We start from the raw sequence: 18328 nt of genomic DNA on the forward strand, positions 1-18328 counted from the left end.
GACAGGTTTACTTGTCATAGAATTGTTTTGACAAAGTTATAATAGAGGTTGACATGATTCAAAATTCTTTTTTCTCATTAGAACAAATGAGACATTCCCTTGACGTTGTTTCCATTGAAAATGCATTAATTGATCTTCTTGTGCGTGCAAATGATGCTGATTTAAAAACGTTTGGCATGACAAAAGGAGTCATGCAACTTGTCGACGAAGAAACTCAAAAAAAAGTTTTGCAAAATTTAGGTAATGTAAAACCTGAAGTTGAATTGGGTGGCAGCGCTTCTAATGCCATTCGTGGTATGGCTATTTTAGGATTAAAAACAAGTTATAGTAGCTGTGTTGGTAATGATGAATATGGAAAAGCATTTGCAAGTCGTATGGCTGAACTTGGGATTATAAATCGTTTATCAATTATAGATGATGTTCATTCTGGAACTTGTTTAGTTGTTGTTACCCCAGATGGAGAAAGAACTTTAAATACTTATTTAGGAGCATGTCGTAGCTATAAATCAAGCTTTGTTCCGTTTGAAGATATTGCAAAATCAAAAATATTATTTACAACAGGGTATATGTTAGACACTCAAAATCAGATCGATGCTCTTCATGCAGCCATTGATTATGCTTTATTAAATGATGTTAAAGTTGCTTTTGATGTCGCAGATCCTTTTGTCATAAAAAGACACGGGCAAAAAACAATTCGTACCCTTTTAGAAAAAACCCACTTAGTCTTTTTAAATGCAGAAGAAGCAAGAATTTTAATGGAATTAGAACCTGAAGCTGCCGCTTTGGAACTATGTAAAACAATTCAAATAGCTGTTGTAAAAGATGGTGAAAAAGGGGCATATATTGCCCATGATGAAAATGTAATCTTTATTCCTGCAAAAAAAGTTGAAGTTGCCGATACAACAGGAGCGGGTGATATGTTTGCAGGTGGGTTTATGTTTGGTCTATGTAGTGGCCTAACCCTTCAACAATCTGGGCAAATTGCAACACTTTTGGCTTCAGATACCGTTTCGTATATGGGAGTGCGCCTATCTTCAAACATTCGCTCGCAAGTGGAAGCTATTCTTAGATAATAGTTCATTTCTATTTCGAATGGAGATGTTGTGCGGTGAAGTTAAAATTCTGTATTATCAAAAATATAAAATTTATTTTAACAGCTGCACTTCTTTTGGGATTGACAAAATCAGCATTATCAGAGGTTTATCTTGATAAGCCTTTAAATTTAAATAAACCTCTTAACGTAAACCTTTCAAATGATAATAAAGTTGTAGCCTTAAATGAAGTTCCTTCTGCTTTCATAAGTTTAGGGGCTTATTTGCCTACTCATGCCATCGTTGTAGAAAAAAATCTCCATAAATTAAGCGTATTTAAAATTCTTGCAAACGGAAGTTATGTGATTGTGAAATCTTATTTAGCAATTACAGGAAAAGAGCAGGGCGATAAAAAATTTAGAGGTGACAATCGTACACCTGAAGGCATCTATTTTATCGTTGGTCAAAAAGAAGGTTCTCATTTAGTTCAAAAATGGGGAAATCAGGCTAAAAAATATGGTCCAAGAGCCTTTGTTCTAGATTACCCTAATATTTTCGATAAAAGACAACGTAAGACAGGATCAGGAATTTGGATTCATGGTGTGGATAGTGATGATAGAATGCAACGTCCATTCGATACAGAAGGATGTGTTGCTTTAAAAAATGAAGACGTCTTAGACATAACTCAATATGTTTCCGAATACCAAACACCAGTGGTAATTGTTGATGAAATGCAAGTTGTTTCACATGATTCCTTATTAAAAGAGAGAAGTAAGGTAAATGATATGATTCAATCTTGGAGAAAAAGTTGGGAAGATTCTGAGTTTGAAAAATACTTAAGCTATTATTCAGAAAATTTTCAATCTTTAGGCAAAAATAAAGAAGGTTGGTATGAATTAAAACAAAAGCTTTCAAAATTGCGTAAAGGTGAAATTAAAGTAGAAATAAGTCAACCTAAAATCCTTTCTTTTAGAAATCAATTACTCGTTGAATTTTTGCAAAAGTATTCCTCTCCAGATAAAGAAGATTTTGGTAGAAAATATCTTTATTTGCGTAAAGAAGGAAATGAATATAAAATTATTGCTGAAAAATGGTATGCTACACCAAAAGGCAAATCTGAGCTTGCCGTGATTAATGATACAAGTAAAAAAAGAAACGACTAGATAATCGTCAATATACCTTTCGTAACCTTGTTTTTAAATAGATTCCCATTTAAAAATGACATTAAATTTAGCATTACAAAAAAATAAACTGACTTGTGTAAGTTATTTTAATATGCAAAATTATTTTGATTTTTAAAGGGAGCCTTGTCACTTAATGCTCGTTATTGTTAAATACCTTGTGTTCCCCTTTTAAACTAGGTTATATTGATTTATTTACTTCTGGTTGTTATTAAACCAAAGAGGAAGTGTCGCATGACTATAAATTCAAGTTCTCCTTCTAAGCGTAGGAAAGTTTTTCTTTATGCTGCATCAGTAGTCGCTCCTGGCGCTTCAAATTTGGATGAATTTCTTTCTGTTGTTGAAAAAGGAGAATCCTCCTTATCTTTGAAAAAATCTCTTTCAAGTGTATTTTTAGCTGGAATTCCTAAATTTGATTTTTCTAAATATAAAAATTGGCTTGAAGAGCGTCATGGCCCCAAAAGGTACACTCTATTAAACGAAAAAAGTGGTGATCTTGTAAAGTATTCAATGGGGAGTTTAATTGATGCCATTAACTCAAGGCCTGGCTTAGAGAGAGCGATTAAACTTCTAGATCCGCGTCTTACAATTCAATATGCAAATGGTCTTGCCGATTTGCCTGTAATTTGCAAAGCAGCAAGAGAAACCGATGCTGGATTTTTTCAATGGAATTCATTCTGGGCAGATCCCGTTCGGAATGAAAAATGCAAAGCCCATTTAAATGGCGAATCCATAGATAATAAAGCACCTATCAATCCAAATACCTTTCCGGTAGATTCTTTTGAAAGATATGAGTCTTTAAAAGTTTGGAATGCTTATTGGATAGATCAATCTGACTTATATCAGAAATATTTAACAGAATTAAAAGAAATTGAAGTTCTTCCTGTTGTTGGCGTTGATATCGATGCCGCAAAATTGGCTTTAATTCGATCCAAAACAAAAGCTCGTAAATTACTTTTAGATAAATACCATGCCCCTACGCCTCCTTGGGAAAGTACATCTCCAAATTTATTGTGGAATGTTCCTAACGTTTCAGCAGCCCAAGCATCTATGGTATTAAATTTACATGGGACTTCGACAGGTTTTGCAGGAGCATGTGCTTCTTTTGGAACCATGATTGACAATGCTTTACTAGAAATTCAATCTGGAAGAACGGATCTCGCCATTATTGGTGCTACCGATGCCAATCCTTCTAATGAATTAATTTCTGCTTTCTATAATGGACGTTTGGCTGTTTTAGGAGAATCTCACGGAGTTCCCTTTTGCGATTTGAGAGGCACTCATATTTCTGGTGGGGCATGTACTTGGATTATTGCAGCTGAAGACGCTATGAAAAAATTTGAGATTGAACCTCTTTCCGTTGAAATTTTAGGAGCGGGAGTTAGTAGTGATGCTGAACATATCATTACACCTTCAAAAGAAGGTCCAAAGCTTGCTATCCGTAGAGCATTTGAAAATGCAGATATCAGTCCTTCTAAAATTAATCTCTGGGATATGCATGCTACAGGAACTCCTGGAGATTGGAATGAATTTAATTTAATAGAAGAATTTGCTCCAAAATCTGCCTATATTTCGGCGCGTAAAGGAATATTTGGTCACGGCATGTCTGTTGGCGGTGGTTGGGAACTAACAGCTCAACTTTTAGGAACAAAAAAGACAGATAAAAACACTTATCAATTGTTACCTTCTGGAATCAATCCAGCAAATGTGAATCCTAAAATTTCATCTTTAAATCGAAATTTATTATTAGATAAGGTTGTTGAAATTCCTGCACCGGAAGATGGATTAATTTGTGGTAAATTAAGTATGGGGTTAGGTGGAACAACAAGTTGTGTTATTGCAAGAGTTAAGTAATATTAGTCACTAATAGGAAGAGTTATAATAAAGGTTGTCTTTTCTATACTACTTTCAAAACTAATATTGCCTTGATGCTGTTCAATAATTCTTTTTGAAATACTTAAACCGAGCCCTGTTCCATGTCCAACAGGCTTTGTTGTAAAAAAGGGTTCAAAAACTCTATCCGCAATGTCTTTTGAAATTTCATCTCCATTATTTGTTATTTTAATTAATATTTCATTTTTTTTCTGTTCTAAGTTAACAGATATTTTTCTAGCTTCTGTTCTTTTACTTAAAATAATTGCATCAATTGAATTTAACAAAATATTTAAAATAACCTGGGATAATTCTGTTGGATAACAAAGAATTTCTGTTCTTTCTAAATTATTTGTATTTGTTGAAATTTCTATTTCATATGCATTAAATTTATCATTTAAAGTACTTATGACGGAACTAACAAGATCAAAAACTTTGGATTTAGATTGAGGAAGTATATTATTTTGTTTTGATAAAGTTCTCATCATTTTAATTAATTTTGTTATTCTTTCAACCATAAACTCAATTTTTTGAATTGATTTTAATAACATTTCATTTTCTTCACTCACTTCACCCTTTATGCTTTTTTTCATAATTTGTGAGTTGCCAAGAATAATAGTCAAGGGGTTATTAATTTCATGAGCAATTTGCCCTGCCATTTCACCTAAATAAGATAACCGATTGGAATGAAAAAGTGCTTGTTGGTGATCAACAAGTCTTTTTTCAGACATTTTCCAATTTGTTACATTTTTAGAAATAATTAATGTAACCTCTTCACCAAAAGTCATTTTTATGGGCACTTTAATATTTTCAAACCATGTCGCATTTCCGGCGGGATCTGTTGTTAATTCAATCTCAGATATTTTTAGTTCGGATGCTTCAGATGTTTCTTCACTACCGGGAAGCCATAATTCTTTATCTTCTAACATACGATTAAGGACTTCTATGTTATGAGGAGTCTGAATATTTGCAAATTCATATATTGCTTTATTAGCAAATAAGTATTGTCCTACCCTATTTATAATAGCTATTAAGTTAGGATCATTATCAAAAATAATTTTCATTAATCCTGTATGTAATAAAAAATCTTCGGGTGAATATTGAGATAATTCTTCACAACAAAATGCAGTTTGATTTAATTCAGGAATAAATGTTATTTTCCAGCGAGACCTTGAGAGCATTTCTGGGAAACAAGATAATTCTATTAACACAGTTTCATTTGAATTTTTATCTATTAAATTATGAACTATTTCTGTTACTTTATCTCGTTCACTTGGAACTAAAAGTGAAAATAAATCTTTTCCTTCAGTCAAATGATGTTTTTGTGAAACGAGATTAGAAGAATTTATTTTGCCAGATCTATCAATTAAAAATAAAGCGTCTTTAGAATGATCGAAGAAAAACTTAAAATCCATACTTTTAATTTTCCTTTAATGCAAAAGTAGGAAACAGTTCTATTTTTAATTCATAAATCTAAGGGACTCCTTAATTTATATCCCATTTTAAAACAGGATCGTCGTTTTTTGGAGTCCAAGTTTCCCGAGGGCCTACAATCGAAATAATAGGAGGATTTTCACTTAATAAAGATTTTAGCACGTTACTTATCATTTCAGGAGTAACTGCATTGACACGTTCGGAAAAACGAAGAAAATTATCAAATTCAAGACCATAAACATCACTCATTGCTAACTGAGAAGCTTGGTAGTTATGGTGCTGAGACTCTATGCTTTGAGATCCAAGGACCGATCTTTGTGCGCGCTTTAATTCATCTTCTGTAGGTGGTTCTGTGGCTAAACGTTCTATATGAAGCTTAATTCCTTCAATGGCCTCTTTTGCTTTGTGTGAAGCTGTCGCAATATAGGCGGTAAAAACACCTGCTAAAACATTAGGAGATTGTGAAGCACTTACAGTATAGGCAAGGGATTTTTTATCTCTTAAATCAAGAAATAATCTACCTCCTTGACCTGCTAGAATATTCGCACCAAGTTCTAGCGCCGTTCTTCTGGAATCTGAAATTGGGTAGGATCGAAATGAAACTGTAATATGTGCCTGTTCCCTTTCAAGTTCATCAAATCCAACAAGAGGATCATTTTGAACAGGAAATTGAGGTTCAAATTGTTTTTCAAGTAATTTATTTTCATATTCAGAATCAAAGAAAGTTTTAAATTCAGATTCAATTAAATTCACAAAGGAACGTAAATCAAAATCACCAGCAACAGAAAAAACAAATTCTTTTGCATGAAAAAGTTGCGACCAAAATTCTTGAGCATCTTCTTTTGTTACGTTTTCTAAAGATTTTTCAGAACCTATACCCGAAAGTGCATAAGGGTGATTTGGAAATAATAAAGGCTGTGAAACTCTAGCAAGACGCGCTGCAGGGCTATCTTTTTGAGCAATTAAAACTTCAATTGTTTCTTTATATGTTCTTTGCCATTCAGATTGTGAAAACTCAGGTCTAAAGAAACAATCCAAAAGCATTTGAGCGGTTCTTAAACTATTTTCACTAATGGAATCAAATCGCATTCCAAAGAGATCACGAGAAGAAAATGCACTAATACTAGAAGCGTTATCTTCAAGTTCTTCAATAAATTTTCGATAATTTTGTCTTTGAGTTCCTCTTGTTAACATGCTAGCCATAAGACCGCTAACACCATTTTTATTTTTTGGCTCATTCATGAGACCACCCTTTAATAAAAGCATACCGCTTGTTACGGGAAGTCTTTTTGAAAGTCGATAATTAATTTTTAATGTTTTACCAAAAGGAAGTTGAATTTTAATTTGTTTTACATCGGCATTTAGTTCAGATGTTTTTCTGTCATATAGAGCAATCCAACTTTCTTTAGAATAATTTGGGCTATTGCTTTTTTGTAAACTTGCTTCTAGAGGCTCTTCATTATGATGAGTCATTTTTACAGCATGAAAAACAGAATCAATAAAATCTTTTTCTGTTATTTCTGGTAAAGATTCTTTTGCAAGAGCAACGGAAATATGAAAGTTACCTGCTTCAAGTTGACTCATTACTTTTTGTGCAGTTAAGCGGATTTGTTCTGTAGTTACTTTAGAGACAGATTCCATATACAAATTTTCAAATTCTAATTTTTGAGATGTTTGTAAACTCATTCCCGCACAACGCGAAATACCGTCCATGCTTTCACGCGAATAAATACGTTGGGCTTTTAAGGTATTTAGCACACGAGTTAATTCTTCTCTTGTAGGAGGAACTTCAGCCAGGCGGCGAATTTCTTGAACAATAATTTTTAAAGCGTGCATGGCATTTTTTGCCATTCCAAAAAATCCAATTCCTAAAAGGCCAGTTGGGTATTTTGGAGTATAACAAGAACAATCAATGCTTGTAATCAGTTGAAGTTCGTCTCGTAAAATACGAGTTAAGCGAGAAGAATCAGCTTCGCCAAGAATGGAAGCAAAAACATCCCAAACAGGCATGTCGTGGCTCTCTAAAGTAGGAGCAGTCGTTGCAATTTGAACTCTTGCTTCTTGCCAAGCGCCTCGTTCAATTTTTGCTGTTGGTTGTTTTTGGGATTCATTAATTGGAAGAGGTGGTCTTTCCCGTTGAGGTACTGTTTGGGGTAAAAAATCTTCTGAAAGTTTTAAAAGATGTTCCCACATTTCTTCGTTATTAAAATCACCAGTGGCAATAAAAATAATATTATTAGGAATATACCATTTTTTATAAAAATGATAAACTTCTTCTCTTTTAAAATTTTCAACGATAGCTTGATCACCTATGACAGGTTTTGCCATTCTTGTGCCCTCATAAAAGAGGGAAAACAAATTATGTGATACGACGGCATTAGGATTGTCACGACTACGCTTAATTTCTTCAATAATAACTTCGAGCTCTCTTTCAAGCTCTTCTTTGTCCAATAAACTATTTTGAACGACATCCAACAATAATTCCGCTCCTTTTAAGGCAAAAGAAGAAGGTGCTGTTAGATGATAATTTGTGTGATCAAATGTGGTATAGGCGTTGATATCACCGCCTTCAAATTCAACTGTAGAAGCTATTTGTCCTGTATTCGGATATTTTTTTGTACCTTTAAAAAGCATATGTTCCAAAACGTGAGCAATACCGCCCTCTTGAACTTCTTTATCATCTTCGTCGATAGAGCCTGCTTTCACTAAAACTTGAATGGAAACAATAGGAGCAAAATCCGATGGATGAAGATAAACCTCCATTCCATTAGGAAGGTAACGATGGATAATTTGACTTTTAAGGTTGTGCATTCTCAATTTACTCTTTCATTGTTTTTAAAAAATCAATTGCAAGTCGTACTCTTCTTTGTACAATATCTTTTCCTAAAACTTCGATGCATTCAAAAAGTGGTGGTGTTTCTTTACTTCCTGTTACAGCAACTCTCATAGGCATAAATACATCTTTAGGCTTTAATTCCTTTTCAGTTAAATACTGATTAAAAATTTGATGTATTTCATTGTGATTCCAATTCTCACAAATATCAAGTTTAAGGACAAGGTCATTTAAATAACCTGCGATTTCTGTAGCAGTTCTTCCTTTTGGAACAAGAGGAGCATTTGTGTAATTTAAATCTCCTTGAAAAAAGAAAGCCGTATTATCTATAAAATCTTCAAATTTTTCAACGCGCTCTTTAATAAGTGGAATTATTTTTAATAAATATTCATCATTAAAAACAACATTTTTTAAATTAGAAAGCCATTTTTCGTTACTTTCTAGTTTTAAATATTGTCCGTTTAACCAAGATAATTTTTTAAGATCAAATACAGGACCACCAAGAGTCATTCTTTCCCAAGTAAATCCTTCAATCATTTCTTGTGTGGTAAATTTTTCAACATTATCCCCAAAGTTCCATCCCATTAGCGCTAAAAAGTTTCTAAGGGTTTCAGGTAAAATTCCTTTACGTCTATAATAATTTATTGAAGTAGGATTTTTCCGTTTTGATATTTTTGATTTATCTGCATTACGTAACAAAGGAAGGTGACAAAACTCTGGTTTATCCCAGCCAAACATTTCATAAAGCATAATGTGTTTTGGAGTAGAAGAAATCCATTCTTCTCCACGAATAACATGAGTGATTTTCATTAAATTATCATCTACAACAACGGCAAGATGATACGTTGGAAATCCATCTGTTTTTAGAAGAACTTGATCGTCAACACCATCATTATCAAATTCAATATTGCCGCGTAATGTATCTCTAAAAGATGTTTTGCCAATTGTCGGCATTTTCATGCGAATGACATGAGGGATGCCTTCAGCAAGTTTTTGTTCGACATCTTGTTGAGGTAGGTCACGACATAAGCGATCATAACCAGGCGGTAATTTTTGTGCTTGTTGTGATTTTCTTAAAATATCTAATCTTTGTGTTGTACAAAAACAACGGTAAGCATGCCCTTTATGAATGAGAGATTCTGCATATTCTCTATATATTTCTTTTCTTTCACTTTGTTTATAAGGAGCATAGGGACCACCAATATCAGGGCCTTCGTCCCATTGAATACCCACCCATTTTAGGGCATCAAGGATCATCGCTTCACTATCGGAGCGGTATCTTTTTTGATCGGTATCTTCAATGCGGATAATAAATTTTCCATTATTTTTTTTAGTAAATACATAATTGAATAAGGCGATATAAGCAGTTCCAATATGGGGATCGCCTGTTGGGCTTGGGGCAATTCGAACTCTTACTTCTTTATTTGTTTGCAACATGGAAAGGCTCCTAGAGTAATTGGGGATCATTATCCCATGACATTAGGCTTTACCTCAGGTTGTATTCCTTTGGCAACGATAGAAATCATTGTCTTAGTTGCAAAATAAGAGGTGGCCCGTATACTCCTCTGAAAGAAGACAAATTCTTTTGCTTAAGGATAAACTTCACATTTAAAAAATGAAATTTACCTTTCAGCGTTCGTAAGGGGTCGAAGATCAAAGATTATGAATAAGGGCAGTATGGATAGAGGTTTTTACTTTCAAGTATTTAAACAAGATTTATTAAAAAAAGATCTTTGGATTGAAGATGTCACTGTCTTTTCAAGAGATGTAGCGAGTGCTGCTCAATTATATGTTGAAGTGCATTGTCAATTAAATGATTATGTTCACTCTATAAAAGAAATATCAAATGATGAGTTTGATATCCTTGTTAAAGGTGAACATAATTATGAATGTAAATTTAAATTAAAATTTCATTTTGAAATGGATATAGAAATACCAGCTTATTTAAGAAATTATTGAGTAACAACAGCAGGAACAAATGCTTTTGTTACTCCATAGCTATCTTGTACAATAACAGATGCGTCTGAATAATAACCCACTTCAATATCTTGTGTTACAATTTGATAATTTGGAATTCCTGCAGAACCCATTACATTTTGGATTGGAAGAGCCCAAAAGTGGTGTCCTTGATAGGTTCTTTCATAGTTAATTGCAGTTGCTCCAGTTAAGTAAACTTTATATTGAACTCTTACTTTCATAGATCCGCGGGTAGCTATGAGCTGAGCAGTAACAGCTTCTCCGGGATTTAAAGGAATTGAAAGTCCTGATGATGAGCCCACTGTTGTCGTTTGGCTAGAGGAACCGCCTTTACCCCAAGTATCTGACATACTGAAAGATTGTGTTGATTCAAATCCTCCTTTACCTATGCCTTCAATGCCAATTTCAACTTTTTCTGTGAAAGACAAGCCTGTTGTAATTGATTGCGAAGAATTCCAATTACTTTCTATTGTATTTGCTACGTTTTCAGTAATATTTGCTGTAAATGTAGCAGGTTTTGTTGATTTATTTTGAAAAAATCGAGATGCAATGATGACAGGTTTAGAAGAAATATCTATTATTTTTGCATTTTCTACTTGAAGTACTGTTGTTACTTGAGGCCAGTTATATCTTGAATATAAATCAGCCCAATTTTTGTTTGGCCACGAATCAGAGCTTTTTACAAAAGCATCCGTTGGAGCTTGTCCAAATGCCCTTGAAACAGCATTTTTTAATTGAATATCATTTATTTGAAAAGTCTTTCTTTCTTGCTCCGTAATTACATGAAACTCACTACCTTGAGTTGAAACATTAGAAGATGCTAAATTTAAACCGGCAATTGCTGAAATTAAAATTGTCATATTTGAACTCCTAATTAGTAATTATGTATTTAATTATATTGATATTTTTTTATTTAATAAAAAAATAAAAAATAGCAACCGAAAGAGACTTTTAGATTTGTTATTGTAAAATAAAGATAATTAAGAAATGATTAAATTAATATTAAAAAATTATAGGATATACAATAGTAAATTGATTATTTTAAAATAAATAATAATTTTTATGAAATGAATATATCTATAAAAATAAAATTCAAATCATAATTATTTAAATTTTAGATAATTGCTTTTTTAAAAAGCTTAAAAAACATCTTTGTAACTTTAAACCAATAAATAACTAACTTTATTATTAAAATAAAATTAATTTATATGATTGATTGATAAAATAAATAAATTATGTCATTTCATATTTTTGTTACAAAATAATAATTTATTTTTATTATTTTACTTTAATTGTATTCATAAATATTAAATTGGAATTTATAATGAATAGAAGAAAAATATTAAAATCCATGCTACTTTTTGGGGCTTCTTATCCTGCTTTAAAGTTTATGAATTTGAATGCAAATTCATTAGATGATCAAAATATAAATTTATTAACAGGCATTTGTAATGAAATAAGTTATAAAATTAAATATCTTAATGAGTTGAACAAATTTGAAGATTATGTTGGACATAAACATGATATCTTTCATTTTTTTTCCATGTTTGACTATAGATCAACTCCATACGATATGGTCATACCTCTTTTTTATACAATACCTTTAAATCTCTGGAATTCAGGAAGAATTCCTTTGTTAAGTTGGTATCCTTCAACAGGAGCAATTGAAAAAACACCTGAAGATATGTGTAAAAGAATTTATACAGGTTTATTTGATAATTATTTAGCTCGTTGTTGTCAGTCTATTAAAGAATATTTAAACATTGCGAAAGCAAGTCCTATTTATGGAAGTCCAAAAATATTTATTCGTTTTGCACATGAAATGAATATTCACTATAGAGTGTATTCAAACCCAGAAGAATTTATAAAAATGTGGCATTATGTTTATAATTATTTACGTAATTATGGATTAAATAAAGAACAAGTCTTATTTATTTTTTCACCGAATTGTGTAGATTTAAATACACAACCATTTGAAAATTATTATCCTGGTGATGATTATACGGAATGGTTAGGTCTAGATGGTTATAATTGGGGAGGGCACGGTTCTTGGAAATCCTTTTTTGAAATATTTGATGAGCCCATGTCAAGAATGAATGCTTTATCTAATAAGCCCTTGGGAATCTGCGAATTTGGAACATCTGCTAAAATAAAAAATACTTTTAATGCAAGTAAAAAATCACTTTGGCTTGAAGACACATTTAAATGGTTATCTAACAAGGAAAATTTAAAAAGATATAATTTAAGAATGGCTGTTTATTTTAATTTTAGTAAACAAAAAGACATTGACTCCGGTATTTATCTTCATTCAGCAAGAGCTACAGTTAATAATGATGCTTTAAATCATTCAGATAACGAGTTTAAAACAATTAAAAGCTTAAATGAAATATATTATAAAGAAAATATTGGATTTTTAAATGCTAGACAAAATGCAACTAAGGTCTTTTCATAAAAAGATTAATTTGATTCAATTTTATAAAGATAAAAGTTTTTAAATTGAGATATAAGTTTCGCATTATCTGGTAAAAAAATTTTTTGAGTTTGATTTTCATCTATTTTATATGCAAAATATTTTATTTTTTTAATTTCTTCTTCAGAATACTTAGACAAATTTTCAACTAATATTAAATCGGGTCTGTTTGCAATAAATGGATACGTATTATCTGTATTCGTAATAACTTTTTCATTTAAAGGGATAGATTGAAGTTTATATGTAAAAATAATATTTTGAGGTTCTCTTAAAAAATGTTTAATTTCTCTTATTGGATTTATATTAATAAAATAGATAAATAGACATATAGATGAACCTATAATTAATCTATTGTAATATGATTTTAAATCATTTAATTGATTATTGTTAAAACTATTATTTAAACTATAAAAAGCGCATAAACAAAGAGGAATGAGAACTTCAGCTCCATATTGATTTCTATATTCAGCTAAAATCACTATAAAAATGGTTGGAATAGCAAACAGCAATGATTTCCATCCTTTTTTAATATATAACAAAATAGGTAGTAATAACAAAATAAATAGCTTAAATTTTTAAATTGCATTACAGATTGAATAAAAACATGAGGTTTTAAAATGGGAGATAATGCCACTTCAAACATGGAATTACCAAGTTTAGCATAATAGCCTATAAAATTTGTGTCTGAGCTTTCTTTTAAATTTACTAGGATTATTTTAAAATAAATATAATAAAAAATAACCCCTAAAATAAATAAAGTAAATCCAAATTTTTTATCTTTTTTAATTGAAAATAAAATGAGCAAAAGACCTGACCATATAAAAGTAATTGAGATGGTTTCTTTAAAACAAAGCGACAGTAAGGCAAAAAATAAAAATTTGTAGTAAGATTTTTTATACCAAAAAATAAATAACATTAAGTATAAAAATGGAATAAATGAAAACTCATGAAATTCATAGGATATAACACCTATCCAAAATGGAGAGGTGGCACATGTTAATAACAAAGAAAATTTTATTTCAATAGGGAAATTAGTTTCTTTGTTTATAAATTTAATTCCAAAAATAAAAGTTAAAGCAATAAAAAAGAAAATAAGACAGTAAAGAAAAAAACTTGGGTAGGGGAGAAACTTAATTGGATATAATAGAAAAAGAAAAGGCTCAAAATGATTTAAAAAGAAAGAATTTATACCAGAAATTGTTTTAAATTGAAATATTCCATTATAGTAAGGATTTGAAAGAGCTTGAAGGAAAAAACCTACATCATAACCACTTTCGGTAAGATAAAAACCTTTTAATCCATACGAGAAAGTAAGCAATAAAAATATTATCATTCCAACTTTCCAAGGATTTTGAAAAATCCAATTTATAAAAAGAAAGAATTTGTCATTTATTTTCTCATGTATATTTAATATTCTTTGATTAGAAATATTTATTTTAGTTAAAAAAAAATTAATATTAAAATAGATAATGCTTTTTGAATATCACTTGTAAAAATTCCGAATATAAAAAAAATAATAAGAACAATACTTAAAATCCAAGTTAATGGAAATAAAATGTTGCTTGAGTTATTTAATATTTTTATTAATAATCCTAATATTTTTCTAATTTAATTCAGAATATTTTTTTAGCAAATTTACTATTGTTCTTGAGCCAAAAGAATTAGCACCTTCAGAAGAAAGATAACCATTATTTCTTCCATTATAGGACATGCTTGCAATATCCATATGGATCCAATCTACATTCTGAGGAACAAATTCTTTTAAAAATGCAGCAGCGTGCATTGTTGCAGCACCGTCATTCCATTTATTATTCATATTTGTGTAATCAGAGACTGTTCCTTTAATATTTTCTGTTGCTTCAGGCAAAATTTCTAAATTTATAAATTTTTCACCTGCAAGAGCGCCCGCTTTTTTTACATCTGAAATTAAAGAGTCGTTATTTACACATAAAATGCCAGCCATATTACTGGCAATTTGACTTGCTCCACCAGTCAGTGTTGCAATGTCTATAATTATTTTAGGTGAAAAAGAAGCTGCGAAAGCGATAACATCGGCTAATATTAATCGTCCTTCTGCATCTGTATTATAGACATCAACCAATTTTCCATTCCACGCTTTATATACGTCGCTAGGTCTTTGTGCATAATCTCCAATTGTGTTTTCTACACAGGCAAGCATACAAACGATTCGAATGGGAAATTCTTCTTTTGCAGCAATATAAGCAGCAGAAAAAACATTAGCAGCACCACACATGTCATATTTCATTTCATTATGGTGCTTTTTTGATTTTATGGAATAACCGCCTGTATCAAAGGTAACACCTTTTCCAATTAGAACAATTGTATCTTTTGCAGAGGGAGGATTGTATTCAAATATGGCTAAGTGAGGTTCGTAAATGCTTCCTTTACCTACGGCAATAATTCCACCAAATCCTTGTTTTTCTAATTCAATTTTATCTAAAATTGTTGAATTTGTATGTTTTAATTGTGTGAACTTTTCTTTTGTAAGTAATGAGAGATCTTTAGGTCTTAATTGATTCGATGGTAAATCACTTAGGTAACGAGCAAAGTTTAAACTTTGTCCTCTATCAATTCCATTGCTAATATTTTTAGATAAACTTTCTAAGTTTTGATTTGTGTTTTGAATAAATAATTTTATCTCTTCCACACAAATAGGTCTTTTCTGAGGAAAAATTTGGTTAGAATAAATATGTTCAAAAGAATATAATGCTAAAGTAACTGTTTCCGCAAATACAAATGAAATATATTCAATATCAGAGTTTTGAGTTGGATAAATTTCAACGTTAATAGAGGATAAATTTTGATCTTTGGCTTCGGAAATCACTTTTCCAATTGCTTTTCGAAATCCACTTAAATTTAAATTATCATTAGTAGAATCAGTTCCGTAAGCAATGATGATTTTATTATTACTGGTAAAAATTTTTTTTTCTTTAGAAGTTCCAAGAAAACCTTCTTCTTTTAAATCGCTTGCAAATTTTGTAATGTTTGAGGGATCAAATGCATTTTCGGCAATTAAAGAAAAATAGGATTCTTTATGATTAGGTAAACAAGGAAGCAATTCGATATTAATTTTTGTTTTCATTTAAAATCGCCTTGTGATTCAAAGTTTTTATTGAATTTTTTTCTGTTTGTTACAGAAAAATGTCTTTCAGCCATTCTTGATAATCGTGCAAATGGCAATCCTATCAAAAAGTATACAGCTGCTGCAAGTAAACCAATGCCAAGATAATCAAAATAAGTACTGGCAAGTTGGCTATAAATTGTAGTTAATTCAATTAATGTAATAACGGAAACGAGAGATGAATCTTTTATAAGAGCAATAAAATCATTTGTTACTGGGGGAATTACAACACGGACAGCTTGCGGAATAATAATATGACGTAATGATTCAAAACGTGACATCCCTAATGCGTAAGCGGCATCTAGTTGACTTGGCGGAATGGAGGTCATACCGGCTCTATAATTTTCGGCTTCGCTTGCAGCATAATTTAAACCTAATCCAATAACTGCGGCAAAAAAAGGACTTAATTTTAGCCCTAAATGAGGCAATCCATAAAAGATAATATAAAGTTGAATTAATAATGGAGTTCCGCGAATTATTTCGACGTACATAAGAGCCATTTTAGAGAAAAATGGGGGTGCATGTAAACGGACAATTGCAATAAATAAACCTAAAGTTACAGCTAGAATCATAGCTAATATTGAAATTTGTAAGGTAACAATAGCTCCTTTACCTAATAAGGGTAAAAAACTGGCATATTGTTTTACTTTATCAACCCAAGTGTGCTCAATTCCAATTTGTTTTAAATAATCTTGATAGGCAACGGGTTGGGTTTTATATTCAGGGGAAACACCCCATTCTTCTGCAGTGGTTTTATTCCATAGACCCCATTTTTCAAGGATATTTTGCATTTCTCCATTTTTAATAAGCTCGTCTATGGCTTTATTTATTTTTAAACGTAATTCTTTATCTTTCTGGCGAAAAGCAATTCCATATTCCATTCTTCCAACTGGTGGACCAACAAATTTGAGTTTAGGATTATGTTTTGCATAATATTGAGCAATAGGTAGATCAAGTAAAACGGCATCGAGTCTGTCACCAATGGCGAGGTCTGCATAAGCATTAACCTCAACATCATATTTGGCAATCTTAACCTCACCGACATCTTCCAATATTTTATAAGCTAATGAAGCGGGTAAAGTTGCGACTCGTTTTCCTCTTAAATCAGTTAATTTATTGATATCGTAATTTTGTTTATTTACTACAATTTGTTCACTAGTTATGTAATAAGGATCAGAAAAACTGATCGTTTGTTTTCTTTCATCAATAATTTCAAGGCCATCAATTACAAGGTCATAATTTCCTGCAAGAAGGCCAGGAATCAGCCCTTCCCATTGATTTTGGACAAATTCGGCTTTCATCCCTAAATGATTTGCAATGGCATTTATAATATCAGCATCGAGACCTATTACCTTATTTGGGTCTTTTGCATCGCGAAAAACATAAGGAGCGCCGCTATTTGCATCGCTTCCCCATTTTAATATTTTTTTATCTTCGTTACTGTAAGAAAGAATAGGAATAAATAAACAAAATAAAGAAACAATGAGGTAACGGAAGTTAAACATTATTGAGTTTTCTCCATTCTTTTAGTTGAAATTTCTTAAAAAATGACGAGTTCTATCATCACTTGGTGAGGTAAAAATTTGTTCTGGAGTCCCAATTTCAACTATTTTTCCATCTTGCATATGGACAATATGGTCTGCAACATCGCGTGCAAATCTCATTTCATGAGTGACAACGATTTGGGTCATTCCTTCATTATCTAACGTTCTCATCACCTGTAGTACTTCGTGAACAAGGCCAGGATCGAGTGCGGATGTAGGCTCATCATATAAAATAGCCTTTGGTGACATGGCTAATGCACGAGCGATAGCAGCTCGCTGCTGTTGCCCTCCTGAAAGCTGGCAAGGGTAGTGATCGGCATGAGTGGAAAGACCAACCTTAGCGAGGAGATCCTTTGCTTTTTCTTTGGCTTCTTTTTGAGTCATTTTTTTTACAACGATAGGAGCTTTGGTAATATTTTCAAGCAAAGTTAGATGCGGAAATAAGTTAAAATTTTGAAAAACCATTCCAACATTTTCACGGATGGCACGGGCTTTTTTATCAAAATCAGATTGAGAATGAGAAGAGTTTTTATTTTTTTCAAGAACGACACCATTAATTACAATAGTACCTGAATCTAGAGTTTCTAATCCATTGAGGCAGCGCAATAAAGTGGATTTACCACAACCTGATGGTCCAATTAAAACAGTAAGTTCTCCTGGAGTCACTTCAAGATTTATATTACGAAGTACCTCAAGATTTCCATGTCTTTTTGATAAATTCTTTATAGAAATATAAGCACCTGTTGCGCTAATCATCATAAAAACTCCTAATTTATTTCCAGAAGGAGAAAGCCGAGAGAATATGAATCTCTAGTACCGAGGAATTGCAGGTAACATAAATTAA

Annotated in this window: 14 protein-coding genes; 5 read left to right on the forward strand and 9 right to left on the reverse strand. The window is 31.6% G+C overall.

The features are described from left to right. Positions 1-53: 53 nt before the first annotated feature. The 3 genes from GCL60_RS01815 (at position 54) to GCL60_RS01825 (ending at position 4066) form a co-directional block, all read left to right on the forward strand. The gene (locus GCL60_RS01815) at positions 54-1073 is read left to right on the forward strand and encodes an adenosine kinase (protein WP_153418151.1); all 1020 of its coding nucleotides are present in this window, start codon (positions 54-56) and stop codon (positions 1071-1073) included. Between the two features lie 35 nt (positions 1074-1108). Continuing rightward, the gene (locus GCL60_RS01820; RefSeq protein WP_161998038.1) at positions 1109-2194 is read left to right on the forward strand and encodes a L,D-transpeptidase family protein; all 1086 of its coding nucleotides are present in this window, start codon (positions 1109-1111) and stop codon (positions 2192-2194) included. A 252-nt stretch (positions 2195-2446) separates the two neighbouring features. Continuing rightward, on the forward strand, positions 2447-4066 hold the full coding sequence (locus GCL60_RS01825) for a beta-ketoacyl synthase N-terminal-like domain-containing protein (RefSeq protein WP_153418153.1): 1620 nt from the start codon (positions 2447-2449) through the stop codon (positions 4064-4066). A 2-nt stretch (positions 4067-4068) separates the two neighbouring features. Here the strand turns inward: GCL60_RS01825 and GCL60_RS01830 are convergent, their stop codons facing one another. The 3 genes from GCL60_RS01830 to gltX all read right to left on the reverse strand — a co-directional run bounded on the left by GCL60_RS01830 (position 4069) and on the right by gltX (position 9788). Next, positions 4069-5499, reverse strand: coding sequence for a sensor histidine kinase (locus GCL60_RS01830; protein WP_153418154.1), 1431 nt, complete (start codon positions 5497-5499; stop codon positions 4069-4071). A gap of 70 nt (positions 5500-5569) precedes the next feature. Beyond that, on the reverse strand, positions 5570-8329 hold the full coding sequence (locus GCL60_RS01835) for a M16 family metallopeptidase (protein ID WP_153418155.1): 2760 nt from the start codon (positions 8327-8329) through the stop codon (positions 5570-5572). A gap of 7 nt (positions 8330-8336) precedes the next feature. Further along, positions 8337-9788, reverse strand: a complete 1452-nt coding sequence (gene gltX / locus GCL60_RS01840) for a glutamate--tRNA ligase (protein WP_153418156.1) — start codon at positions 9786-9788, stop codon at positions 8337-8339. 225 nt (positions 9789-10013) lie between these two features. Between gltX and GCL60_RS01845 the strand changes: the two genes are divergently transcribed. Then, positions 10014-10310: a hypothetical protein gene (locus GCL60_RS01845; protein WP_153418157.1), complete on the forward strand. Its 297-nt coding sequence runs from the start codon at positions 10014-10016 to the stop codon at positions 10308-10310. Here GCL60_RS01845 and GCL60_RS01850 read toward each other — a convergent pair. After that, positions 10304-11188 carry a follicular epithelium yolk protein subunit gene (locus GCL60_RS01850; protein WP_153418158.1) on the reverse strand — a complete coding sequence of 295 codons (885 nt, stop codon included), beginning with the start codon at positions 11186-11188 and terminating at the stop codon, positions 10304-10306. The two genes, GCL60_RS01845 and GCL60_RS01850, sit on opposite strands and share 7 nt — an antisense overlap. A 464-nt stretch (positions 11189-11652) precedes the next feature. Between GCL60_RS01850 and GCL60_RS01855 the strand changes: the two genes are divergently transcribed. Continuing rightward, positions 11653-12780 (forward strand): glycoside hydrolase family 26 protein, encoded by a 1128-nt coding sequence (locus GCL60_RS01855; protein WP_153418159.1) that lies wholly within the window; start codon positions 11653-11655, stop codon positions 12778-12780. Between the two features lie 5 nt (positions 12781-12785). Here GCL60_RS01855 and GCL60_RS01860 read toward each other — a convergent pair whose 3' ends face one another. From GCL60_RS01860 to GCL60_RS01880, 5 genes are all read right to left on the reverse strand, one after another. After that, positions 12786-13307 carry a hypothetical protein gene (locus GCL60_RS01860; RefSeq protein ID WP_237639041.1) on the reverse strand — a complete coding sequence of 174 codons (522 nt, stop codon included), beginning with the start codon at positions 13305-13307 and terminating at the stop codon, positions 12786-12788. Further along, positions 13277-14131, reverse strand: a complete 855-nt coding sequence (locus GCL60_RS01865) for a DUF2079 domain-containing protein (RefSeq protein ID WP_153418161.1) — start codon at positions 14129-14131, stop codon at positions 13277-13279. Before GCL60_RS01865 ends, GCL60_RS01860 begins: the two co-directional genes overlap by 31 nt. A 270-nt stretch (positions 14132-14401) precedes the next feature. Next, a complete protein-coding gene (locus GCL60_RS01870; protein WP_153418162.1) occupies positions 14402-15901 on the reverse strand; it encodes a M17 family metallopeptidase in 1500 nt (499 codons plus the stop codon). Beyond that, positions 15898-17445 carry an ABC transporter substrate-binding protein/permease gene (locus GCL60_RS01875; RefSeq protein WP_153418163.1) on the reverse strand — a complete coding sequence of 516 codons (1548 nt, stop codon included), beginning with the start codon at positions 17443-17445 and terminating at the stop codon, positions 15898-15900. The genes GCL60_RS01870 and GCL60_RS01875 overlap by 4 nt, the downstream gene beginning before the upstream one ends. A 21-nt stretch (positions 17446-17466) precedes the next feature. Then, complete coding sequence (locus tag GCL60_RS01880) at positions 17467-18243, reverse strand: amino acid ABC transporter ATP-binding protein (RefSeq protein ID WP_272914804.1); 777 nt, start codon at positions 18241-18243, stop codon at positions 17467-17469. Positions 18244-18328 lie beyond the last annotated feature (85 nt).

Origin of the sequence: Silvanigrella paludirubra (assembly GCF_009208775.1) — a bacterium.
GTDB classification, from domain to species: Bacteria; Bdellovibrionota_B; Oligoflexia; order Silvanigrellales; family Silvanigrellaceae; genus Silvanigrella; species Silvanigrella paludirubra.